This window comes from Psychromonas sp. SP041 (assembly GCF_000470315.2).
In the GTDB taxonomy this organism is placed as follows: Bacteria; Pseudomonadota; Gammaproteobacteria; order Enterobacterales; family Psychromonadaceae; genus Psychromonas.
The window spans coordinates 56869-81940 of the sequence record NZ_CBRF02000008.1 but is presented as its reverse complement, the minus strand read 5'-3'; the positions used below and the strand labels follow the sequence as shown (position 1 = coordinate 81940).

General features: G+C 36.3%; 17 protein-coding genes. 8 read left to right on the top strand and 9 right to left on the bottom strand.

Annotation, left to right across the window (positions count from 1 at the left end):
- Positions 1 to 237: 237 nt before the first annotated feature.
- A complete protein-coding gene (locus SP041_RS06320; RefSeq protein ID WP_137297469.1) occupies positions 238 to 1089 on the top strand; it encodes a hypothetical protein in 852 nt (283 codons plus the stop codon).
- Between the two features lie 959 nt (positions 1090 to 2048).
- On the opposite strand, the gene SP041_RS06315 is transcribed toward SP041_RS06320, so the two are convergent.
- Positions 2049 to 3047, bottom strand: coding sequence for an SEC-C domain-containing protein (locus SP041_RS06315; protein ID WP_137297468.1), 999 nt, complete (start codon positions 3045 to 3047; stop codon positions 2049 to 2051).
- Between the two features lie 775 nt (positions 3048 to 3822).
- Between SP041_RS06315 and SP041_RS06310 the strand changes: the two genes are divergently transcribed.
- The 5 genes from SP041_RS06310 to SP041_RS06290 all read left to right on the top strand — a co-directional run bounded on the left by SP041_RS06310 (position 3823) and on the right by SP041_RS06290 (position 8869).
- On the top strand, positions 3823 to 4128 hold the full coding sequence (locus SP041_RS06310; protein ID WP_137297467.1) for a PTS sugar transporter subunit IIB: 306 nt from the start codon (positions 3823 to 3825) through the stop codon (positions 4126 to 4128).
- Between the two features lie 13 nt (positions 4129 to 4141).
- A complete protein-coding gene (locus SP041_RS06305) occupies positions 4142 to 5434 on the top strand; it encodes a PTS sugar transporter subunit IIC (RefSeq protein WP_137297466.1) in 1293 nt (430 codons plus the stop codon).
- Positions 5435 to 5526: 92 nt separating this feature from the next.
- A complete protein-coding gene (locus SP041_RS06300; protein ID WP_240791425.1) occupies positions 5527 to 5820 on the top strand; it encodes a PTS lactose/cellobiose transporter subunit IIA in 294 nt (97 codons plus the stop codon).
- A gap of 64 nt (positions 5821 to 5884) precedes the next feature.
- Positions 5885 to 7288 carry a glycoside hydrolase family 1 protein gene (locus SP041_RS06295; RefSeq protein ID WP_137297464.1) on the top strand — a complete coding sequence of 468 codons (1404 nt, stop codon included), beginning with the start codon at positions 5885 to 5887 and terminating at the stop codon, positions 7286 to 7288.
- A 171-nt stretch (positions 7289 to 7459) separates the two neighbouring features.
- Positions 7460 to 8869, top strand: a complete 1410-nt coding sequence (locus SP041_RS06290; protein ID WP_137297463.1) for a glycoside hydrolase family 1 protein — start codon at positions 7460 to 7462, stop codon at positions 8867 to 8869.
- Positions 8870 to 8921: 52 nt separating this feature from the next.
- Here SP041_RS06290 and SP041_RS06285 read toward each other — a convergent pair whose 3' ends face one another.
- From SP041_RS06285 to poxB, 3 genes are all read right to left on the bottom strand, one after another.
- On the bottom strand, positions 8922 to 9935 hold the full coding sequence (locus tag SP041_RS06285) for a LacI family DNA-binding transcriptional regulator (protein WP_137297462.1): 1014 nt from the start codon (positions 9933 to 9935) through the stop codon (positions 8922 to 8924).
- A 540-nt stretch (positions 9936 to 10475) separates the two neighbouring features.
- Positions 10476 to 10898: a DM13 domain-containing protein gene (locus tag SP041_RS06280; protein WP_137297461.1), complete on the bottom strand. Its 423-nt coding sequence runs from the start codon at positions 10896 to 10898 to the stop codon at positions 10476 to 10478.
- A 547-nt stretch (positions 10899 to 11445) separates the two neighbouring features.
- On the bottom strand, positions 11446 to 13170 hold the full coding sequence (gene poxB / locus SP041_RS06275) for a ubiquinone-dependent pyruvate dehydrogenase (RefSeq protein WP_025562817.1): 1725 nt from the start codon (positions 13168 to 13170) through the stop codon (positions 11446 to 11448).
- Between the two features lie 542 nt (positions 13171 to 13712).
- On the opposite strand from poxB, the gene SP041_RS06270 reads away from it, so the two are divergent.
- Positions 13713 to 15845 (top strand): MFS transporter, encoded by a 2133-nt coding sequence (locus tag SP041_RS06270; protein ID WP_081695322.1) that lies wholly within the window; start codon positions 13713 to 13715, stop codon positions 15843 to 15845.
- Between the two features lie 88 nt (positions 15846 to 15933).
- On the opposite strand, the gene SP041_RS06265 is transcribed toward SP041_RS06270, so the two are convergent.
- Positions 15934 to 16749 carry an FCD domain-containing protein gene (locus SP041_RS06265; protein WP_025562814.1) on the bottom strand — a complete coding sequence of 272 codons (816 nt, stop codon included), beginning with the start codon at positions 16747 to 16749 and terminating at the stop codon, positions 15934 to 15936.
- Between the two features lie 228 nt (positions 16750 to 16977).
- Positions 16978 to 18438: a fructuronate reductase gene (locus SP041_RS06260; RefSeq protein WP_025562813.1), complete on the bottom strand. Its 1461-nt coding sequence runs from the start codon at positions 18436 to 18438 to the stop codon at positions 16978 to 16980.
- Between the two features lie 370 nt (positions 18439 to 18808).
- Between SP041_RS06260 and uxuA the strand changes: the two genes are divergently transcribed.
- Positions 18809 to 19993: a mannonate dehydratase gene (gene uxuA / locus SP041_RS06255; protein WP_025562812.1), complete on the top strand. Its 1185-nt coding sequence runs from the start codon at positions 18809 to 18811 to the stop codon at positions 19991 to 19993.
- A gap of 211 nt (positions 19994 to 20204) precedes the next feature.
- Here uxuA and SP041_RS06250 read toward each other — a convergent pair whose 3' ends face one another.
- The 3 genes from SP041_RS06250 to SP041_RS06240 form a co-directional block, all read right to left on the bottom strand.
- A complete protein-coding gene (locus tag SP041_RS06250; protein ID WP_025562811.1) occupies positions 20205 to 21293 on the bottom strand; it encodes a class I mannose-6-phosphate isomerase in 1089 nt (362 codons plus the stop codon).
- Between the two features lie 877 nt (positions 21294 to 22170).
- Positions 22171 to 23217, bottom strand: coding sequence for a polysaccharide lyase family 7 protein (locus tag SP041_RS06245; RefSeq protein ID WP_025562810.1), 1047 nt, complete (start codon positions 23215 to 23217; stop codon positions 22171 to 22173).
- Positions 23218 to 23549: 332 nt separating this feature from the next.
- Entirely contained in the window at positions 23550 to 24923 is a 1374-nt protein-coding gene (locus SP041_RS06240; protein WP_081695321.1) for an MATE family efflux transporter, read from the bottom strand.
- Positions 24924 to 25072 lie beyond the last annotated feature (149 nt).

Below are 25072 nucleotides of genomic sequence, written 5' to 3'. Positions count from 1 at the left end.
TTAATGTGTAATTAAATTTACAATAATTTTATTATTAATATCAATAACACACTAAAAAACATTATCAAAAACATTAATTAAAATGCCATTTAAAACATCACATAAATAACTACTTTAATAAATTATAAAATAACAACTAAAACATTAATTAAAATATTAAAATTAATAATATCTAAAATAATTTTTTAAATGTACATTATTACCTATTTAGATATACTTTTATAACAAGGAATTGCAATGAATAGTGCAGGTAGTGAATCAACAATATTCAATGAAATACTAGATGACTTATCCTCAAATGAAGATAACCATAAAATTGAAGAAGCAATGAAGTTAATACAAAAAAAGTTAAAAGCATTGAAGAAAAATGACAAACAACGCTGCTCATGGACATATGAGTATATTAAATCTGAAAAAGGTTTAACTAATAATGACTTTCCCAACGCCAAACAAATCCGTTTTCCAAGACGACCTACCTCTAGAGATGAAAATAAAAAAACTGATTACGATAATATCTTTTATTCTTTTAGGTATTCACTTAAAAAGATGTGTGGAACCCCAGATTACGATTTAAATATATTTGTTCGTTACATAGAAACAATGAATGCGAAGTGGAGGCAGCACAAACTAAGAGTTAAACGCCAGGAAGACAATTCTAAAAAAAATAGTTATTACTTTATAGATAAATCAATAGTGAAGCTTGTTGATAGGTATTCCAATAGTGAGGGTATAGATAGAAATAAAGCAGTTGAATTACTTTTAACTAGCTCAATAAAACAAAAAGACCTCCCAAAAGATAGAATTATTGTTGATATTAAATTTAAAAGAGAGCTTCAAGATGTAAAAGAAAATAATGAAGACCTACAAAATACCATCACTGATTTACAATCTAAATTAGAGACTCAAATAAAACAGATTGAAGAATTAACAAAAAAATACGATGATTTATTGTCTACTCATACTAATCATACCGAGGAGTTAAAAGAAGCGGAAACAATTGATATGAAATCAACTGATGAACCAAAAGAAACAGAAAAGTTAAAAGATAAGGTGCTCAATAATAATCAACCATCGAATAGATATCTCTAGCTTATCTTATATTTTCTGGATGTTAGGCTTTATAAATTATGACGTCTAAATACGCCTAACGCCAGAAACAAGGAGTAACCTAAACGTACAACAAGTTTAAATCACACTTCATCTTTGTTAAATAACTCATACAATCTATCAATTACCGGATGAAGAGTTATTGCATTTCAAAAAAGGCTATAGAGCCACTAATTTTATTATTACTTTTATAAGTCATCATTCAGTTGGTAACGGCCTAGATTTAGGCTTATTAGATGAACCTACAAGAAATAAAAGATCTTATTGATATTCGTTATGAAAATATAAAAAAATACATAGTGGTGGTTTAAATGGTGGTTAATATGGGTTGTTTTCATTTATTTTTATGTAATGTATTGATATTTATTGTTTTTATTTACTAATCATTATTCAGGTACAGAACATAGAATAGCATTTTGCATTAAGCCGTTATTAAAACGTTATAACGGCTTAAAAATTCATTAAATAAAAACTTAAAACTTCACGCTTAATAGCACTGTACACCGTTAAATACCGCAAGCTATACAGGTTCATCGATTCCAAACCTTTATTTACAGTTCTATGCATTATTATGTGATTGGCATTAAAAGCGGTAAAAGAACCTGCGCTAAATCTCTTGATGTTTATGCCCGACGTTACCAACCTAAAAAACGATAAAGTTAATTGGTTCTCAGGGAGCTTTAGATAACGCTAATGCGTTAGTGTTGCCGTTGTATTATGAATCTAATATAGTTTTTTATAAATATATAATTTATGCAGAAAGTACAGTGAGTCTAGGAAGCCTCTTTTTATTAATGCTTTAAGAAATAATGTTTTGTGAGCATTGGCCGCGTCAACTCTGTAAAGTATGAGGGCAGCCAACTCATGATTTCATATCTATATATTTATAGCATGAGACGACCAAATTGGCAGTTGGTTAATCTTCTTTAATATTCCAAAAGCTATACACTAAACTGAAAGGTTTGTGTTAATAATGGTTGTATTTCTACTTTTTGAGGTGTTTCATCCCTATTAAATCCTTGTTTTTGATCCGTGATAATAAACCCCCAAAATTGTAAAAAACGGTCAATAAAGCGTGATGTAATCAAAAGGCTGAGTAACTGTTCTTCTGTAAAGTAAGGATCTTGAGATATCTCTGCCAATAAATCTGGAAATGCGACCTTGAGTTCTTTGAGTAGTTGATTAACGCAAGAGTGGTTCTGTAAGCGCCAAAGCATAAACACCCAGAAGGCTCCTAAATGAATCTCTTGTTCCCAATTATCTAAATATCCCCAATTGTATTGGTAGATTGCTGTTTCGAGCATCGGTTTAAAGAAGGCTTGAATGCCTTGCTCTTGGTATGTTTTTTGTACTGATTTTTTAATATGGTAGTGACCATTTCGTCGATAAATTAACTCTGCTATTTCAGCTAAAATTCGAGTGTAATGAAGCGCATTAAATTTATTTTCATTTACCCCTGCGTAGTCACTGATACTTTCGTGGATGTTAAATTTAGCAACTGCAAATTGTGGTAATAAAGTACTCGCTTTTTTTACTAATTTTACAGGCAAGTTGCCAGTTGCTGTTGCTTTAAACGAGCCGTTATTTTGCATGGCTTCATCTAAGATTATCTTTAAATAACTCATCACAGGACTGCTTGATAAATCATTTGGTGTGTTGATGGTAATATCGGTTAATTCATTAAATGGTGCGTATATCCAATTAGCTAATTGCGAGGGAGAAAGGCTACAAAAATCGATATTAGGTCGATTATTATGCTCATGTGCTTTATGTTCAGCAACGACATGTAATTCATCGAGTGTTAAATTAGGATTCGTAGCCGCAATATTTGATAAATCATCTAGAGCTTCTGCTTGTTGTTTGGATTTATTGTCCATACAACAACGTTTATACTTCTTACCACTGCCACATGGGCAGATTTCATTTCGTCCTAGCTTCATATCAAAGCACTCTTTTTTAAAAGTTGATTAAACATTAAAAGTTTCTTATTTTATGGTTTACTTCTATTTTTTCAGTCTGAAAAAAGTCTATCACATCAAACACAAGTTGATAATTAAGTACGATACCATCATGTAAAAAAGATAATAAATCATCTGTTGAGAGGAAAACTAAACCTAGAGAGGTTAATGTTCTCCTTCTTTATCAAGTCTCTTTTAACTTCTAGAAAGCATTTAATTCTTATGTTTAGCGATAGGTTACCAGTAAAGTAACTTACATAGCGGTTCATTAATATAATAATTAGTACTCCCTACTTTCTTTGTTTGTTTAAAAAGCTTATCGGGAATATCTTGTTTTATGTTTGTCATTAATATCTTCATTTGGGTGATGATCGAAATTTTTACACTTGTTGGTTTTTATATGCATAGATTCCTCATTTATTGCTAGCGGTATCAATATCGAAAATCTGCGATCACAACAGGTTATTGTTGCTTGTCAGTTGTAGTCTAGGGGCTTGGTACTGATGGCTTGTGATAACGTATTTTATTACTTTTCTTTGCTTTATTAAAACAAGCACACCTTACTTAGTCTTATCTGTGATCTACCTTTTAAAATGCTTATAAATTGAGCGAAACTAATTATTAATAGTAATTAAAAGAACTTAATCACAAAAATGTAACCGCTTTCTGTAACCGGTTACATTTTAGTATTAGATTAAGATGTAGATATAAATATCTGATAGTTTTTTAATTATTCAATCCATAAAAGGTAAATCTTATGACTAAAATTCTACTTTGCTGTGCTGCTGGTATGTCAACCAGTATGGTTGTTAAAAAGATGCGTGAATCTGCTACTAATAAAGGCATTGAAGTTCAAATTGATGCTATCGGTTTGGAAGAGTTTGATTCACATCTTGCGGAATATGATTGTTTTTTATTGGGGCCTCAAATCAAATATAAATTAAATGATTTTAAGATTAAGGCTGATCAAGCAGGTAAGCCGATCGCCGTAATTAACCAAATGGATTACGGCATGATGAAAGGCGAAAAAATCTTAGCTGATGCATTAGCGATGATTAATTAAAGAGGGCTATACAATGTCTAACAAATTTTTTGAATTTTTAGAAAATACGTTAACGCCGATCGCAGGTAAGTTCGCTGCTCAAAGGCATATTTGTGCTATTCGTGACGGATTTATAGGTGCAATGCCTTTTATGATTGTAGGTTCCTTTCTCCTCGTATTTGCTTTCCCACCATTTTCCCCAGAAACCACTTTTGGTTTTGGTCAATGGTGGCTAGGGTTATCTAAGCAGTACTTTGGTGAGATAATGACGCCTTTCCATATGACGATGGGCATTATGTCCTGTTATATCTGTACTTGTATCGCTTACAACTTAGCAAAAACCTACAAACTCGATGGTTTATCAATAGGTATGTTAGCGTTAATGACGTTTCTATTAATTTCTGCACCGATGGAAGAGGGAGTACTTCCTGCCTCATATCTAGGAGGTACAGGGATATTTACTGCCATTATCATCTCAATTTTAGTAACAGAATTAGCTTATTTCCTTCATCGAAAAAACATTGGCTTTAAAATGCCAGAGCAAGTACCAGATAAGATTCGTGAGTCATTTAATTTATTAATTCCTGCATTGATTATCATCTTAACCATTTATCCAATTAATTTATTAGTACAGCATGAATTCAACTTGATTATCCCAGGTGCAATCATGGCAGTGTTCCAACCTTTAATCTCTGCATCTGACACACTTCCGGCTATTTTGTTAGCGGTATTAGTCGCACACGTACTTTGGTTTACAGGCATTCATGGAGCTGCGATTGTTGGCGGTATTATGGCACCGTTCTTCCTTTCTAACTTAGGTGCAAACCAAGAAGCATTAGCGGCTGGTATGGAGTTGCCACATATTTTTATAGAATCATTCTGGTCTTTCTTTGTGACCTTGGGCGGCTCTGGGGCAACATTTGGTTTGGTATTGATGTATTTACGCAGTAAATCAGCTCACCTAAAAGCCATTGGTAAATTAAGCTTAGTACCTTCCATATTTAACATTAATGAGCCGATTATCTTTGGTACGCCATTTGTGATGAACCCAACTATGTTTATTCCGTTTGTTTGTATTCCAATGGTCAATGCGACTATCGCTTATTGTGCAGCAAGCTGGGATTTAATTGGTAAAACGATTTCATTAGTACCTTGGACTGCTCCTGCGCCAATCGGTGCTGCGTGGGGTGCAGGTTGGCAGATTAATAATGCCATTTTGGTATTCATTCTTATCGGGATCAATATGGTGCTTTATTACCCATTCTTCAAAATTTACGAGAAACAGCTTATTGCTGAAGAAACAAAAGAAAGTGAAGCAAACGCATAAGTGTTAATCGTACATTCTCAATTTTATATTATTAAGGAGCTACTGCCCTGTAGCTCCTTAATAAGTCGCGGGGTTTTATGATGGATTTAGAAATGACGGTGATGGAGTTAATCATCAATGCCGGTGAATCAAAAAGTTTAGCAATGCAGGCCTTGATGTCAGCAAAGAAAGGCGAATGGGCTGAGGTTGATAGTTTGCTCGCGGAGTCGACAGAAGCGTCAAAACGAGCACATAAAGTACAAACAGAACTAATTGGTTTGGATGAAGGCGAAGGTAAGGTACCAGTGAATTTGATTATGGTACATGCCCAGGACCATATTATGACAGCTATGTTAGCGCGTGAATTAATTGAAGAGATTATAGATATTCATCGCAAATTAAAGTGATTGTTTATGTGGATCGTAACAGCACAGTTATTAATAGTTAAGTATTAAATGATGAGGAGTGAACATGCAAAGCAGACATCTTAACGGTTTTCCAAATGATTTTTTCTGGGGTGGTTCTACTTCAGCTTATCAAGTTGAAGGTGCATGGGACGAAGATGGCAAAGGCCCATCAGTAATTGATATGGGCAGAGTTGTGGAAGGCACAACAGATTTTAAAGTGGCCAGTGATCATTACCATCGTTATAAAGAAGATATCGCATTATTTGCAGAATTAGGTTTGAAAGCGTATCGATTTTCTATCGCTTGGACACGAATATTCCCAAGTGGTGAAGGAGAAGTAAACTCAAAAGGCATTGATTTCTATAATAATTTGATTGATGAATTAATTACTAATGGTATTGAGCCAATTGCCACTATGTATCATTTTGATTTGCCTTATGCTTTGCAAGAAAAAGGCGGATGGTCGAATCGAGCAACGGTGGAAGCGTTTGCAACTTACAGTAGAACCTTGTTTGAAGCCTTTGGAGATCGCGTTAAATATTGGCTGACAATTAACGAACAAAATATGATGATTTTGCACGGCGATGCATTAGGTACTAAACATGTAGATGCAAATAATCCGATGAAAGACCTGTATCAACAAAACCACCATATGCTGGTGGCTCAGGCAAAAGCAATGTCGCTTTGTCATCAATTATTACCACAAGCAAAAATTGGCCCAGCGCCTAATATCTCAGTTATCTATCCTGCTTCATGCAAGCCTGAAGATATATTAGCTGCGAATACCTTTTCTGCTTTGCGCAACTGGTTGTATTTGGATATGGCAGTTTATGGTCGTTATAACTCAACGGCATGGCACTTTTTAGAAGAGCGAGATGCGACACCAACTATTACATCTGGTGATATGGAAATACTGGCTAAGGCAAAACCAGACTTTATTGCTTTTAATTATTACAACTCGCAAACCGTCGCACAAAGTGCAGGTGATGAAAGTGATATCAACTCTACGGGCGATCAACAAATCACTATCGGAGAGATTGGGGCTTACAAAGGCGTTGAAAATAAGCATTTAGTTAAAAATGAATTTGGATGGGAAATAGATCCAGTGGGTTTTCGTACTACGATGCGTGAAATTTACGAACGCTACGCATTACCATTGATTATTACCGAAAATGGTTTAGGTGCTTTCGATAAGGTGGAAGCAAACGGTGAGATCAATGACGATTACCGTATTACCTATTTACAGCAACATATTGAGCAAGTGCAGTTAGCGATTAGTGATGGTGTTGAAGTCTTTGGTTATAGCCCTTGGTCAGCAATTGATTTAATCAGTACGCATCAAGGTTGTTCAAAACGTTATGGCTTTATTCATGTTGACCGCGGAGAGTTTGATCTTAAAGCTTTAAAACGCAGCAAGAAGAAAAGCTTTTACTGGTATCAATCATTGATTGAAAAGAATGGCTTATAAGTAAGTCATTCTTATTAATCTACACGGTGAGCGTTTATAACTCCATTGCTTCTCATCGTTTATTGAATTTTTAATACCAATAGCATTCAGTCCTCTATTTTATGCAAAGTAAGCTTTAAACAGCAAAGTAGCATAATGGCTGACTGTGATTGGTATCACTAGGAATCTATTATGAAGTTTGCACATGATTTTTTATTTGGTGCTGCCACCGCTTCTTATCAAATTGAAGGGGCATGGGATCAAGATGGTAAAGGTCCAACTAATTGGGACGAGTTTACAAAAATACCAGGGAAAACCTTTGAAGGCACAAATGGTGACGTTGCCATTGACCATTATAACCGCTACCAAGAAGATATCGCTTTAATGGCTGAAATGGGCTTAGAGTCGTACCGTTTTTCTATCTCTTGGGCGCGAATTTTACCGACGGGTACCGGAGAGATTAATCAAAAAGGCATTGATTTTTATAACAATATTATCAATGAATGCTTAAAGTATGGCATTGTGCCTTTTGTGACGCTTTACCACTGGGACTTACCGTTACCTCTAGAGAGAAAGGGTGCATGGCTCAACAGAGAAACGGGTGAAGCCTATCTTAATTTTTCCCTAATTTGTTTTGAAGCATTTGGCGACCGTGTCAAAAACTTTATCACTTTTAATGAAACCTTCGTATTTTGTAATTTAGGTTATTTAGCGGGTGCACATCCACCAGGCATTCAGAATGACCCTAAAAAATATTTCCAAGCCATTCATAATGTTTTCTATACGCATGCACAGACTGTCATCGCTTATAAAAAGTTGAATCAATTTGGTGAAATTGGGTTAAGTCATGTCTTCAGTCCAGCTTTTAGTGTGGATGACAGTGAAGAGAATCATTTTGCCACAGAGCATGCTAACCAATTTAATTTAAACTGGTTTTATGATCCGATTTTACTAGGTAAGTATCCTGAATACGTTGTTAACCAATTAACGGCAGAAGGTAATGTGCCTGATTGGACTGAAGCTGAATTAGCAATAATAGCAGAAGCTGCACCACTCAATGATTTTATGGGACTTAATTATTATCAACCAATGCGTGTTGAAAAAATTCAAGGTGACGTTAAAGAACATGTTATCACCCGCGAAAATTCAACAGGTTCGCCAGGTAACCCAAGTTATGATGGTGTGTACCGTACGGTTAAAATGGCTGATAAAAAATATACTAAGTGGGATTGGGAAATTTCGTCTCAAGGTTTTATCGATGGTTTAGATAACCTGAAAGCACTTTATGGTGATATTAAACTGTATATTACTGAAAATGGTTTAGGTGATGAAGACCCGATTATTGAGGGTGAAGTCTGCGACATTCCGCGTATTCGCTATATTGAAGAGCATTTAAGCGCAGTGAAAACGGCAATAAGCCGTGGCATACACATTAAAGGTTATTACGCTTGGTCAGCAATTGATTTATTAAGCTGGTTAAATGGCTATAAAAAACAATATGGCTTTATTTATGTGGACCATAAAAATGATTTAAGACGTGAGAAAAAAGCGTCATTTCATTGGTATAAAAGTGTGATTGCTAACCGTGGCGAAGATCTTTAAAAAAAACATATTTTGTTTATCAGCCTATTATCAGGGAAGATAGTAGGCCTTTTTAACTGCTTAAAACCGACCTAACCGGCATGACTGATTCTCTTTCAATGAGTTGCCCTTTATATTGGTAAGAATGCGTTGCTTTGGTTTCATCACACAAAGTAATCGCTAACTCTACGGCTTGCTTGGTCATATCTGCAATAGGTAATTTTACCGTGGTTAGTCTTGGCGTGAAGAATTCTGATACAGGATCGTTGTCTATGCCAATAATGGATACTTGCTCTGGGACTTGTATACCTGCTTCAGTCAAGGCCCTTAATGCTCCTAATGCCATACAATCATTAAAAGCGATAACCGCTGTAAACTGAATACCTTCTTGGATAAATTCTTTACAGGCTTGGTAACCACTTTTCATATCGTAGACGCCATGTTTGACCAGCTTCTCATCAAAATTGACACCAAGTTGCGCTAAAGAATGCTTGTAACCATTAAGTCGTGCTATCCCCGTTGGGTTCATCATATGACCTGTAATACAAGCGATTTGGCGATGTCCATTGTCTAATAAATGACTCATCATTAATTTAATAGCGTCTTCTTGTTGAAAAGATACAGAATGGAAAAGTTGCTCAGGTAAATCTCGATTAATAACAACAATAGGAATGGTTAATTGTTGATGTAAACGCTGAATATGATCATCTGTTAGGGTACGGCTATAAAGTACCACTGCATCGCATTGTGCCTCTAGTTGCATGATAACTTCATATTCATAATCAGGATCATTATGACCATCAGTAACAATCAGCTGTTTTTTAGAAAATTCAGCGCTGGCTGCGGCTTGTTTGAGTAGTAAACCGAAGTGAATACCATCAAAGTCAGATACAACCAGTCCAATGGTGTGAGTTTTATTGGTTGCTAAGGCTTGTGCTAATCGATTCGGTCTATAACCTAAAGATTGCATGGCAGAAAATACTTTTTCTCGAGTTGATTCTTTAACTTGTCCTGTGCCGTTGATTACTCTCGACACCGTTGCTTTAGACACATTTGCTAATTTACATACGTCCAGAATAGTACTCATTTATCTTCCTACTTTACACCGATAATAATGGATAACGCTTAGGTTTAAATGTGAATAATACAGTATAAGTATTTTCAATGTAACCGGTTACTTTTTTATAATTGAAATGTGATTTAATGCGAAAAGACAAGAAGGGAAGGGGGTGAGTGGGATAAAAGAAGCTTATGGAGCCTGTATTTATTGTTAAATCTAACGATGACATAACCTACGTAGTGTTATGTATTATTAGAATAAGCTTTGATTGATATTGTTTGTTTAACGGGCAGTGAAACAAGCCCCATGATTGGGGCTTTATATTAATTTATGAGTGAGTTATCGGTAGGTTAAGTTTGTTATTAAGGTGACTAGTTAGTTTTTATAACTGAGGGGTTGGGAATGCTTGGGAGCGAGGCTAAATAGTATGTATTTTTAACGTTAAGATTAAGTTACTTCCCAATAATGATTGACTCAATGAGTGGGAAATAACTTAGTTTGTCTGCTAGGTGTCACTGATCATGGTTGAAGTAATTTCAGCGTTATTTTTCTTCAATAAATGAAGAATTAAAGCGGTGATACACCCCATAATTTACTATATTCCTTGCAATGGAACACTAACGTTTTATATTTGCTAAGGTCTACATCAGCAGGTATTTCTATGCGACTTTCACCTTCAAAGCTGCTAATTATTTTAATAAAAACACTACCGTCAGTCGCATTATCGCCATTCACTGCTGAACTCGCTTTCGGTGATAAAAATATTTCTACATCTGGACCTTTTGTTGCTTTGAAATTATTTGCTAATTCAATATAGTGCTTTCCATTTTCTTCTACGATTTTCCAATCGCCAGCTAATGATTTTTTACCCCAAGATGAAAATCCTGCGCTTAGTTGTCCGCTTGTAATGACACCATCAGCAGCAACAGCATGTTGTATTCCACCAAGTGAAACTATAAGCAGGGATAATACGAGAACAATTTTCTTCATAATAAGTTTCCTGTGTTTTATTTAGGCATAGGTGTTAATTAGTAAACAACTTTTTTATAACACGAGCAAAGTGCGATAAGAAAGTTTTATCATAATAGTTTAAATAAGTGGATGTGTCATAAGACTCGATTGATTTAGATAAAAGATTACGAATAATTTTATTTATAACTTAACTTCAATTCTGGTTAATGAAAGCGAAATTATATTTAAAATCATAAGGTTATATTTTTTATTAGTCAGTGCCGTTAGTTTTGCGTAGTTCAAGGCGAATTATTGAAATAATAACGGGTTATTGAGAGATAATTTAACGTAGGAATCCGCAGAAATAGCGGGGTTGTATCGCTTTGCTTATCCAGAACTGAGGCAACTTAAGATAATAATAATGTCTGTTATTTATCAGAGGTCTCTAGATATGAAAGTTTATACTTTTACTTCTTAACGCCATTATCTCTTAAAGATGATTAGTCATGACACGCGGTATTCGATAATAAAGTGGATAGCGAGTTTATAGCTGCTTGATCCACTCTATCATTTACCGTTAAAGGTATTAACGAAGCCAGTTTGTTTTACTGAGTTCGACTATTTCATTACCTTTGCCATTAATTAACGCTTTCATCATGTAAACGCTAAAGCCTTTGGCTTGTTCAAATTTAATTTGTGGTGGCATGGCGAGTTCTTGTTTTGCTGTTTCTACTTCAAGTACTACGGGGCCAGGATGTGCCATCATTTCAGCCATGGCTTGTGGTAATTTTTCTGGATCGCTAACGTTAATGCCTTTTAAACCACAGGCCTCTGCAATTTTTGCAAAGCTTGGATTATCTAAGTCGGTATCATCTGACAAGTAGCCGCTGGCTTTCATTTCCATGGCCACAAATCCTAATGAACGATTATTATAAACAACGATTTTAATCGGTAGGTTGAGTTGTTTTAGGGATAAGAGGTCACCCATTAACATTGAAAAACCACCATCGCCGCACATTGCTATTACTTGTCGGTTACGGTCTAGAGATTGTGCGCCCATTGCTTGTGATAAGGCATTTGCCATTGAACCATGATTAAATGATCCAATTAAGCGACGTTTGCCATTCATGGTGAGGTAACGTGCCGCCCACACTGTTGGTGTGCCAACATCACAGGTAAAGATAGCATCGTCAGCGGCTTGCTCGTCGAGTAAACGAGTTAGGTATTGCGGATGGATTAAATTATGCGATGTTTTACCACTCGCCAATAAATCTAAGTCTTTTCTCGCTTCTTTATAATTCTTTACACATTTTTTTAAATGAGAGTCAGCACGATCTTCTTTAATATGCTCGAGAAGTGAAGCAACGGTGTTTTTAGTATCGCCCATCACACCAAAATCTATTTGTACATGTCGTCCTAGTGATGCGGGTTGATTATCTATTTGTAAGATAGTGCTTTTTTCAGGGTAGAAAGCGCGGTAAGGGAAGCTAGTACCTATCATCAATAACGTGTCAGCTTCTTGCATGGCATGGTAACCCGATGAGAAACCGATAAAGCCGGTCATGCCAACATCATAAGGATTATCGTATTCAAGGAATTCTTTACCGCGCATCGCGTGAACGATTGGGGCTTGTAGTTTAGCTGCTAAGGCAACCACTTCATCATGTGCCTCTTTACAGCCTGCACCGCATAATAAGGTGACTTTTTTACTGCTGTTTAAGTGAGTTGCTAGCGTTTTTATATCGGCTACGTCAGGTGTATAAGTTGCAAGCTTAGGTACGTTCCATTTGGCTTGGGCAGTTTCAGGCATCGCTTTTAGTGCCACATCTCCGGGTAGAACAAGTACGCTAACATCATTGTGTAAAATAGCTTGGCGCATTGCTGTTTCTAGCATGTAAGGCATTTGTTCTGGATTAGAGACTAACTCACAATAAACACTACATTCTTTAAATAATTCCTGCGGGTGAGTTTCTTGGAAATAATTCGAGCCAATCTCAGAGGAGGGTATATGGGCTGCGATCGCGAGTACGGGGACTTTATTACGATGACAATCGAACAAACCATTGATTAAGTGTAAATTACCAGGTCCGCATGAGCCTGCACAAACAGCGAGTTCTCCTGATACATGTGCTTCTGAACCAGCGGCAAAGGCGGCGGCTTCTTCATGGCGTGTTCCTAACCATTCTATTGTGCCCATTTTTCGTAAACTATCACTTATTCCGTTGAGTGAATCGCCAGTTACTCCCCAAATTCGCTTTACACCAGCTTGTTCAAGGGTTTGAGTAATAAAACTTGCGATACTTTGACTCATATTAAGATGCTCCTCAGTATTAAATTTGTCTATACAATATATTGTGAGTGGTAGAGAAAATGATAAACATAAACGCTACATAATTATCATCCTCTTGAGAGGGGCTTTTCACAATGGTAGTGACGATATCCTTTGTAATGCTTTGTTATAAAAATAGGTGTTGATATTCGTTGAGGGAATAAAGAGGGCTGTAAAGCGAGATCTGGAACACAAAATTCTTATTTTAAAACTGATTAGATGGGTTATTGCTGTTTGTTTAAATGCTTCAACATAAAAAATAATAGCGTTGTTACAAAAGGTTTTTATCAGTTCAAATGATGTTTTTTTAGTTGGAAAATTTAAATGGTGTTATAAAGCATTAATATAATGCTGGTGGACTCATGTTTGTCTTTTTTGTTGCCTATTTTTCCTTTATATTTAACTTTCTTGTCGATTGTTTGAACAATCGGTGACCTATTTCCTTTCTTCTGAAAAGTACCGTTCGTTAGTATCTGTTTAGGAGCAATAAAGCCGCTAAAAAATAAGAGAATTGCCCCGTGATAATGACGATTAAACCTTTTTTTCTTCTGCTAATAAGCTGTTTTTTATTAATGACAGGTTATGGCTTGAGCAATATCTTATTGCCTGTGCGTATGCAGAATGATGGTATTAGTGTTGATAATATTGGTCTCGTATTATCGATGTTGTCAGTGGGGTTTTTAGCCGGTTCATATTACAGCCGTAAGTTGTTGCAACGAGTCGGGCACATTAGAATATTTGCGATGTGCGGTAGCTTAACGTCTGTGGCTATTTTAGTTTCTGGCCTTTTCCCTGACCCTTATGTGCTTGGTCTTATGCGTGTGCTGACTGGTTTTTGTATTGCTTGTACCAATGCAACGCTTGATAGTTGGTTAAGCTTTAGTGCGACGGAAAAAAATAGAGGACGAATACTTTCTATTAATCAGATGGTATTAATGAGCGCATTATTTTCAGGGCAGTTTTTGCTCAGTGTTGCGCCTATTGATGGCATGGTTTTATTTGTTATCTCAGGTGTTTTATTCAGCTTGGCGATCACGCCTATTGTGATCAGTAAGCAACAAGGGCCGATTATTGAAGACAGTGAGTCGATGTCTTTGATTACCATCGCAAAACTATCGCCTCTTGGTGTAGTAAGTTGTTTTTACTGTGGTTTGCTCTACGCAGGTTTACTGAATATGTTACCTATTTTTGCTAATGACCACGGTATTCAGAATCTTAATTTATCGATCTTTATGGGGTCTGCGATTTTAGGTGCCATCATATTCCAATATCCTATTGCTTATCTTTCAGATAATTTTGATCGTCGAAAAATCATGTTGGGCATGGTCTCAACGATTATCTTAGCTTCCTTAAGTATTCCGTTTTTAATGGCACTAGATATGTTTAATTTAACGCTATTTGCCATCGCAGTGATCACCGGAGTTGCGGCTTGTTTGTATCCGATGAGTATGTCGGAAACTTTTGATAAAGTATTAAAAACACAAATTTTATCGGCGATGTCCTCACTATTAGTTATTTATGCCTTTGGTAGTATTTTAGGGCCGTATCTAGCTTCCTTAACCATGAAGTGGTTCGGCAGCGAAGCGTTGTTTTCTTTTATGATTATCGGCGCGAGCACTTTGCTGGTGTTTATTCTTATCCGTATGAAACAACGCCCTGCATTGCCGCAACAAGATCAAGATAACTTCGTCATGCAGACGCCTTCTGGTGCTGTCTCTGTGCTTGATCCACGTACCGACTATATTGAGCCAGTATTTAAACAAAGTGCAGAAGTGGATGTGGCGATTAGCCTTGCTACTAAGAACCCAGCTATTGCCGTTAATATGGCTAAAGCGTTGGCATTAAAAGACCCTCAAAATGCATCACACTTAGCGGCGGCTTTAAGTACCATTGATGAAATTAATATTGGTAAATTATATGCGGCGATTACAACTGCTGCGCCTGATATGGCTGTACATATAGCTGAAGCATTAACCACTGCCTCTCCTGAACAAGCTGAAGAATTAGTGGATTGGATAACTAATGACCATCCTGAACAATTAACCAGTATTATTGTTGCGATTGCGAACTCAATGCCAGACAATGGTATTGGTGTGATGGAGTTTGCCGCTGAGAATATGTCAGGCAATGATCCTGAAGAACTATTGAAAATGACAGAGCAATACATGAATGAGTTTTCTGATTCTTTAGATGAAATGCGTCCGGTAGATAGAAGCGCTGCAGAATCTGAACAGACGGCAACTGAGCTATATAATCGTTTAAGTGACGTATCACCTGAGCATTCTGCTGAGATTGCATTAACGGTATCAGAAGCATTGCCTGAATCTTCTAATATGGTTGCAGAAGCCTACGTGAGCAACCTGATTGAAGGTGAAAATGAACAACAAGATAATGCGGATTCAGCTGAAAATATTGAAGATGCAGTTAACGACTATTTATCTCAAGTGGTAGAAAGTATGCCTGAATATGCAGTTGATGTTGCCAGTACCTTTATTGATTCTGTACCTGAAGTGGCTTCTGAAATGGTTGAGTTATTACAAGATACAGAAGCTGTTGATAGCAGTGATTTAAGTACTTCGATTGATGATAAACCCGAAGAAAGCACCATTCAAGAACAATTATTAGATGCGATTGAAACGCAGAAATTGGATAGTTAAGCGCTTTATTTTTTTAAGTTAAAGTTTATTCATCTTGAATTCAAGCCTTGAATAAGGTCTTTAATAAACCATTAAGAGATTGATTTAACTACTTTCCTAAAGGGTAAGAATCAAATAAGTAACCATCGAAATTTTCATCTTCTACGTCAGATAATGAAAGTAAGGTGGTTTTTACATTCTCTAAATGATCCCACATCGCTTTTTTAGCGGTTACTGCATCTTTCTTCTGTAACGCAGCTAAGATTAAGGCGTGGTCATTTAACCATGTTTGTCGGTAATCTTTAGTATCAATATGTGCATGTAATTGTGCCCACATTAAACTTTCTTCTCGTATTCTCCACATCAATTTGACCATATCCACTAGAAAAGTATTCTTTGTCGCTTCTGCAATCAAGATATGAAAATCACGATCGTATTCTTCGTTACTATCACCTGTTTCTAATGCTTCTTTTTCTTTTTCAAGCACTTTACGCATTGCGCTGATTTCAGATTTAGTGATTTGATGCGCCGCAAACTCTACGATATTACTTTCTATTAATTGACGAGCCTGTAATAGCTCAAAAGGCCCGATATCGGTACCTGTTAAACCTGAAAAGGCAGATAACATTGTTGAATCAATTAAATTGTTCGTGTCATTTTGAGGGGTATTATCAGGCTGTGGTAAGTTGATAACATAAACGCCAGAGCCTTTACGCACTTCTACTAAACCTTCTATTTCTAACATAATGATAGCTTCACGAATAACTGTGCGACTAACACCATAGGATTCAGCAATATCACGCTCTGTCGGTAAGCGATCTCCTACCTTATAGATGTTCTGAGATAATTTGTCTCTTAACTCAGTACCAATGACCACATAACGTCGAGTGTTAGGAGACTGTGATTGAGCATGATTAATAGACATCTTAATAGTTTCTCAGTTAATTAAATTTAAAGTGGAATATTGTATAGAAAAACCAAGATAACTCTATCTATTTCAATATTGAGAGATATAAATGATAGCTTGGTTTATTTGATTTTTTACTTTTAAAATGACTTTAGCTAATCCGTAAAATGATTCAAATAAGGCATTAACATACCTGTAAATTCAAACTATTTAGCTATCTAAACTTATATTAAACGTTAATTTTTCTTATAGCGTAGTAACCGCATGACGCGCACCTTGTGTGTTAATAAGTATATAAGCATTAGTTAAATTACTGATAAACTCTGAGTTCAATAATAAAGAGGGGTCAAAAATACTTTCAATTGAAAGAAAGGCTTTAACGCGTTCTGTTGGGTCAATATGATTCGCATTAATGGCACAAAACGTTTTAGCTAATGGATCTTTTACATCAATGGCGTTACCTCGCTCATCAATGCCTTTTACATAGCGCATCCAGCCTGCTATGGCGATTGCGATCCATTTATAATCGCTACCATTTTCTAAATGAAATTTGAGTGACGCGCCAAATCGTTGTGGTATTTTTTGACTACCATCCATCGCTATTTGCCATGTTTGGTGTTTTAACGATGGATTAGCAAAGCGCAGAATCAATGAAGAGGCATAGTCTTCTAAATCAGTCCCTTCTGGCATCTTTAGCGTAACAGCCTGTGCTTTTAACATCATATCAAAGGCTGCATTTCGGTATGCTTGGTTGGTCATTGCATCTGAAATGTGGGTATAGCCGCCAAGGTAACCTAAATAAGCAAGAAATGAATGTGTGCCGTTAAGCATTCTTAATTTCATTTCTTCAAATGGGACAACATCCTTAACAAATTCAGCCCCTGCTACATTCCAGTCAGGTCTGCCTTGAATAAAGTTATCTTCAATAACCCATTGGCGGAAAGGTTCACAAGCAACGGCACAAGGATCGTTGGTACCGGCTAGCTTTGCTATTTCAATGAGTGTTTCGGGTGTTACTGCGGGTACGATGCGATCTACCATAGTACAAGGGAAGCTTGTGTTATCTTCTATCCATTGTGCAAGTTGTGTATCTAATAATGTGGCAAAACCTAATACAGCTGCTTTAGCTACGTGACCATTTTCTTGTACATTATCACATGACATAACAGAAAAACCTTTGAGCCCTCGCTGCTTACGTAAGCGCAGTGCCTCAACAATATAACCAATCGCTGAATTAGGTTCACTTGGGTTTTCTAAGTCATGGATAATAAGTGAGTTAGTTGGGTCTAGCTGACCTGTTGAATGGTCTACACAGTAGCCTTTTTCTGTAATCGTCATAGAGACAATGGCGACTTGCTCTTCAGCCATTTTTTCAATGATCGCCTGTTTACTATCAAGCTTAGGATGGAGAGATTCTTTGATCGAGCCGACCATTTTAATGATATTTTCATTAGCGCCTTTTTCAGCGACTAAATAGCGATGATTTTGTAAACGGAGTTTTTTAACGATTTCACTACCACTAAATAAGTTAACTTCGCAAATACCCCAGTCAGATTGTGTTTTCTCAAGCATTTCATTGGTATATAAAGCTTGATGAGCACGATGAAAGGCACCAAATCCAATATGCACAATACGTGTTTTTAACGTAGCTTGGTTAACTTGGCTATCGATAATGGTTGTTTTTAAAGGTGGCTTTGTGATTGACATAATTTCTCCAGGATTCATCAACATAAGTAACAAATCATCTATTTGACTGAACTAAGGTTTTATTATTAATGTTCGTTATTAGGTATTTAATTTAAGTAATAAGCTCTACGGTTACATTAAAACACTTCAATATTAGATCATAAGTGGTAGAGCAATACCGCCCTTATTGGTATGCAATCTATATTATTTTGTTTATTTGGTAAACCAATGTGTGTTTTTATATTGCGAAACTCACTACTATCCCTTATATTTAATGGGTAAATGGTCTTTTAATTGGAATTCCAATTTTATTTTTCATTAATTTAAGCAATAAATATAAGCTAATATTAACGTAGAAATGAATATGGAAATGAATGTAGAGAGGTAAGTAATGGAACAAACTTGGCGTTGGTATGGACCAAACGATCCCGTTTCTTTGGATGATATTAAGCAAGCTGGCGCGACGGGTATTGTGAATGCCTTGCACCATATTAAAAATGGCGAAGTATGGACCGTTGAAGAAATTCTAAAGCGTAAAGCCATTATCGAAGCGAAAGGCTTAACTTGGTCTGTTGTTGAGAGTGTTCCAGTTCATGAAGAAATTAAAACCCAAACGGGTAACTTTCAACAGTGGATAGACAATTATAAGCAAACTATTGAAAATCTTGCTAAAAGTGGGATTGATACCGTGTGTTATAACTTTATGCCGGTATTAGATTGGACACGTACCGATCTTGCTTTTGAGATGGAAGATGGTTCTCGTGCTTTACGTTTTGATCAAATTGCTTTTGCTGCATTTGAAATTCATATCTTAAAAAGACCTGGTGCAGAGTCCGCTTACAGTCCTGAAGAGATTGCACAGGCGCAAGTTTACTTTAATAACATGACTCAAGCGGATATTGATAAATTAACCTCTAATATAATCGCAGGCTTACCCGGCGCAGAAGAAGGTTATACGTTAACTGAATTTCAGGCGCAATTAGACCGTTATAATGGCATTAGTAAAGATAAGTTACGCGAACATTTAGCTTACTTTTTAAAGTCTTTAATGCCTGTTTGTGATGCTACTGGTTTAAAAATGGCGGTACATCCTGACGATCCACCACGTCCTATTCTGGGTTTACCGCGTATTGTTTCAACAATTGAAGATATTGAATGGTTAACTACTGAGATTCCAAGCCAACAAAATGGCTTAACTATGTGCACGGGTTCTTACGGTGTGCGTGGCGATAATGATTTAGTTAATATGATTAAACAGTACGGAAGCCGTATTTATTTTACTCATTTACGTTCTACTATGCGTGAAGAGAACCCGATGAGCTTCCATGAAGCGGCACACCTTAATGGTGATGTTGATATGTACAATGTTGTTATGGCGATCCTTGAAGAAGAGCACCGTAGAGAGAATAACGGTGAAGGTCGTGCTATTCCAATGCGTCCTGATCATGGACATCAAATGTTGGATGATTTACGCAAAGAAACGAACCCTGGGTATTCTGCAATTGGTAGATTAAAAGGATTGGCAGAGATTAGAGGTTTAGAAATGGGGTTAAAACGTAGCTTTTTTAAGACGTAGCTTTTTTAAGATCATTACATACGTTATTTTCTATTGTAACTTGACCGAGCATTTAAAAGCTCGGTTTTTTATGTCTTTATATTTATCTAACGCTCTCTTTTATTTTAATTAAAACATTGATAATAAATAAATTATCTTGTTTTTGACTCTATTGTTAAATACTTTTATAGCGGTTTCTCCCCCCACTCGAGGTGGGAGAGAAATAAATGATTTATTCATCGCTTAAAGGTGGATAACACTCGATAATTTCTACGCCATCACTTGAAGTAATAGTAAATTCATCAAGGCCGTAAGGGCAGAAGAAAGTATCATATTGCGATAGCGTCAAAGACTCTGTTCCCGTTTTTATAGTACATGAGCCTTTAGTGATAACACCAATAAAGAACTCATCTTCTACTTTCTGGACATTCCCTTTAATTGTCGATTTACAGATTCTAAATCGATCAGTCGCTTGACTACCCACTAAAGACTCTTTGTAAGAATGATCATTATATTGAGTTACTTTCTGTGCTTTTTGTTGAAAATGCTCTTTGATATATTCAGGCGTATATTGAGTGTAATCAAATACATCTAAACAAAAATCTAAGCCTTTTTTCATAAACCGTGCTTCTTCAGGTAAGGTATAACCAGACTTTTCAAACTCAAATCTTACAGCCCAATCAGAAGGCTCCATCACTTCAATCATCAAAATACCTTCGCCAATGGCATGAGGCATGCCGCCAGGAATAAAAAAACAATCGTTGGGTTTAACGGGGATTTTCTTAAAGCAGGACTCTATTTTTTCCATATCCTGATTTTCAATCATCTCTTTAAAATCTTCACGGCTAGGCGGATTTTGAAAACCTAAATAAATATAAGGGTCTGAGACATCTTCTCTGATATCAAGTATATAATAAGCTTCTGCTTTGCCCGAGTTTGAGTTTAAGTGTTGTTTTGCAAACTCAGCCGTTGGATGTGCTTGAAAGTGTAATCTTACCGAAGAGTCTAAGTACTTTACCAATACCATTGGGTTTTTAGTGTATTTCTTAGCATGCTTCGGCCCTAAAAAATAATCAGGGTCTGATTGAATTAACGCTGCAAAGTCAGTACCTTGAGAGGATATTAACGCTGTTGATATCCCTTCGATATGTGATTCTCTGTCTGGGTTTACTGCCTGAACGGTAGAGGCTATCCATTCTTCAGGAAAATGAGAATCAGTCGGCTCTTCCACATTTTGTAGGCCATCAAGTGTTTTCCCTCCAACATAAGAACGCCATACCCTATTAGGTGCGAAAGTGATTAATTGTCCTTTGTAATGCATAAGATGCTCTCCTAATTAAGCCTTACCTATTTATTCAGTTTTTTATAAATGCAAGCAACAACGCCATATTAACTGTTTGATTTTAAATGTTATTTTTATAGTTAAGACTCTTTTAGTTTACACATGGTTAATGAAAGTCTTGATATTAAATTATTATACTTAAATTGGTGTACCAAATGTTGTTTTTTTAAAGTGGTTTTTAGCAGTTGTGAACTAGACTGGTATTATTTTTTAATTGGGATGCCAATTCTAAGGTTTGCTCAATAAAAAATTTGAATACAGGGTAAAATATTTGGCGATATCAACTCTCTCAGCAAAGCAGTAAACATACCGATTTTTATAGTTTTTACCTTAGCACATGCTTTAGTTGGCAGCGTTTTTAGTAAAAATAGCCTTTGTGTAACGTTCAAAGCATTAAAGACAGGTACATCTATTAAAGGTATTGACCTTGGGCGCATGCTTTAGCTTGCAATGTTTTTAGTAAAACTAGTCTTTGTGTAAAGTTCAAAGCATTAAAGGCAGATGTATCTATTAATGGTGTTGACCTTGGGGCGCATGCTTTAGCTTGCAGTGTTTTTAGTCAAACTAGCCTTTGTGTAAAGTTCAAAGCATTAAAGGCAGATGCATCTATCAATGGTGTTGACCTTGGGCGCATGCTTTAGCTTACAGTGTTTTTAGTCAAACTAACTTCACTGGTAATTTAAAACACTAGGATTGACGTTATTCATTGGTATATTTGGTTTGGAGGCGGATGCTTTATTTCTATGTTTACGTGTCATTAAAAATATAAAAAACCGCTTATTTCATTGAAATAAGCGGTTTATGTCGGATATTTTTAACTTAATAGGGTTATGTAATATAACGCTATAATAGCTGTTTATTTACCGTTTAATTTAAGTGCAGAGAAGCTTACGCTATTGTAATCGCCGTTCTTTTTATCGACTGCGAAGTCACCTGTACCAGCACAACCAGGTCCCCAAACAGGGTGTGTATCGTTTACACTACACTGTCCGTATGCACCCGCTTTGAAGTAGAAAGCGTCTTGTGCGTAACCCGTTGGAGAGTCTTTTTCGTCAACACCTTTGCTTAGGTCAATATTATAAGTCACTGTTTTGTGACGCGCAGTTTCAAAAGTAAGGTGCATAATATCGCCCTTAACATCTACAACGTAGCTAAATTCTTCACCTAATGCGATACCTGCTTCACCTGGTGCTGCAAGGTTATCCCATGTGTTACCCCATATTGGATAAGCAATATCTGCACGGTTTGGATCTTTTTTAGCTAGGTTACGTTCGTAGTTCCAGAAAACTGATCCATATTTTTGATCTGGGAATTTTTTAAAGAATATTTTTAGTGGTTCGTTACCGTGTCCGAATCCTGTTTTTGCTTTGATTTGGTCATCGTATTTTTTAGCATGAATTTGACCTACAACCACTGAGTGAGCAGCTGGTCTTTCTGGGAATTTTGCATTAACAGATACGTGGTTAACTTTTAATGTTGCAGATAACGTTCCGCCGACTTTACTGTAGTCAGCCGCTTTAAGGTTACTTGCAAGTGCAAAGTTATTTTTTGGTGCTGCAGTGTCAATATCGAATTTAGCGCCACGAGGCATTTGACGTAACTCTGAACGAGCATTTTTAGAGTTTTTAGTGGTGACCGCTTCATTTTGCACTTCAAAAACCATGTTACCGTCTTTGTCTAAGAAGAAAAAATCTTCGTGCGAGTAACTCATCATTGCAACGCCTTCGATTTCGTCAACTTTACCATCTTTGTTGATATCTGAAGGAATAGTGATTTTCCAATTTGTCATATCAAATTTGTCTGCAGGTACAGGATACGATACGCCATTGTTAGCAATATCTGCTAAAGCGATAGTAGGTAGAGTGAGTAATAGTGAACCAGCAATAACAAGTGTTTTTTTCATTTTATAATCCCCTTTATGTATTATTGTCACACATAATAATCAGGCGTAATTTGAAAGAAAGTTAAGTTGATGGGATGTGTTTGATTGATCACATACTAAAAATCAGATCTTATGGTTAGATCAAATATTTGAGATATCTGTGTCAGAATTTTGAGATGTTGATCGGCTTATTTTTGTTTGTTACGCTATTAATCAGTTTATAGACTACTAAATCATATTTTAATTTATTGGCGTTTAAATAATGCCGTTTTATCGAATAAATCATGGCAGAGCATACGAATGCAAAAGTAATCCTCAGTTGTGCATAATCTAATTACAATCATGCGTTAAGGTCAGTCATACATTAATTTTTGTGCTTTTTCTAAATCAAATTCTTTTAATGATTTTCTTGCTAACTGCCTGAATGGAATGGCTTTTACAACTTCTTCAAAAGGTTGTATTGCAAAAGCCCAGAAAATTGAAGCATCTAATCCTAAAACGATGAAAGCACATAATGGGATAGAAATAATCCATTGCCCGGTGAAGTTGATTTTAAATACCGCCGTTGTTTTGCCCACTGCACGTAAGATATTGCCATGAACAGTATTATAGCCCCGTACAATAGGTAAAAAGATATAAAGTGGCGCGATCACTGCTAAAGCTTGATAGGTGGTGTCATCCAGTTCAGGGTAAATATCAGCCATAAACAAGCTCATGATAGCAAAAAGCACTGCACATATCGCTGAAATGATGACAGCAATATCAATACTGGTATCTACATTTTTGGTTAAGTCATCCATCTTTTTAGAGCCAATAGCTTGGCTGATAGTGATGGCAGAAGAATGAGACCATGCCGCTATAAACTGTGTACCCGCTCTGATCCAAGGCATGACTAATGTTATTGCTACATAAGCATTAATATCTAATTGTGAATATAATAATTGATAGATGGTAGCACCAATTAATAGAATGGTGACGTTGGCTGCAATCGGAAAAATTTCAATAAAGTGTGAGCGTATATTACGCAGCATTGAAATGTCTCGGCGTGGCGTAGTTAGCATTAAGTCTGGGTCTATATATACGTATAAACCGAGGTAAATCATACGAACTGTTATGGCGATTATACTACCTATCGCCGCTCCTTGAACGCCTAAGCCTGTTAATGTAACTCCCTCTGAAAAAGAGTAACCATGTATTAACACATAAGAGAATAACGCATTGATTGGTAACTCAATAAGGTAACCTTTAAAAGGAATTTTAGTTTTCCCCAAGCCATTGAATAAAGCAATCATTACTTGTGTAATAGCAGTAAACAGTATGATGTATTTTGATATATTTAAGTAATCTGAAATCTCTTGATGTAGGGGTATATTGTCAGTTAATACCGCTATTAGAGGAAGGTCGAAAAATGTTAATAGAACCCAAAAAAGCAGTGCAACAGAGCTATTAATAAACATCCCAGACCAAAGTCCTTTAGATAATGACACTTGATTTCCGGCTCCTACAGCACGGCTCAATACCAATTGTGTACCATTGGCCAACGCCATTTGAATCCCCAGAATTGCAGCAACAATCGCGGTGGATATACCCATTGCAGCTAAAGGGATTTCGCCTAAAGGGGAGACTAATAAAGTATCTATCATTAGCATCGACTGCATTAATAAACCGTTTAGCGCTAATGGCCAAGCGAGAGATAGGTTCTTTTTGACATAGGATTGGGAAGACACAGATAAACCTTAACTTAATAGCAATAAAGAAATCACAGCTCAATTTTGTTAATAATATCCAATTGTTAGCTATGTTTAATTGTCAGTGATAATTGTTTTTTAGATAATGTTAATAAAACGACTCTTTATATCAGCATACTTCACTGTCA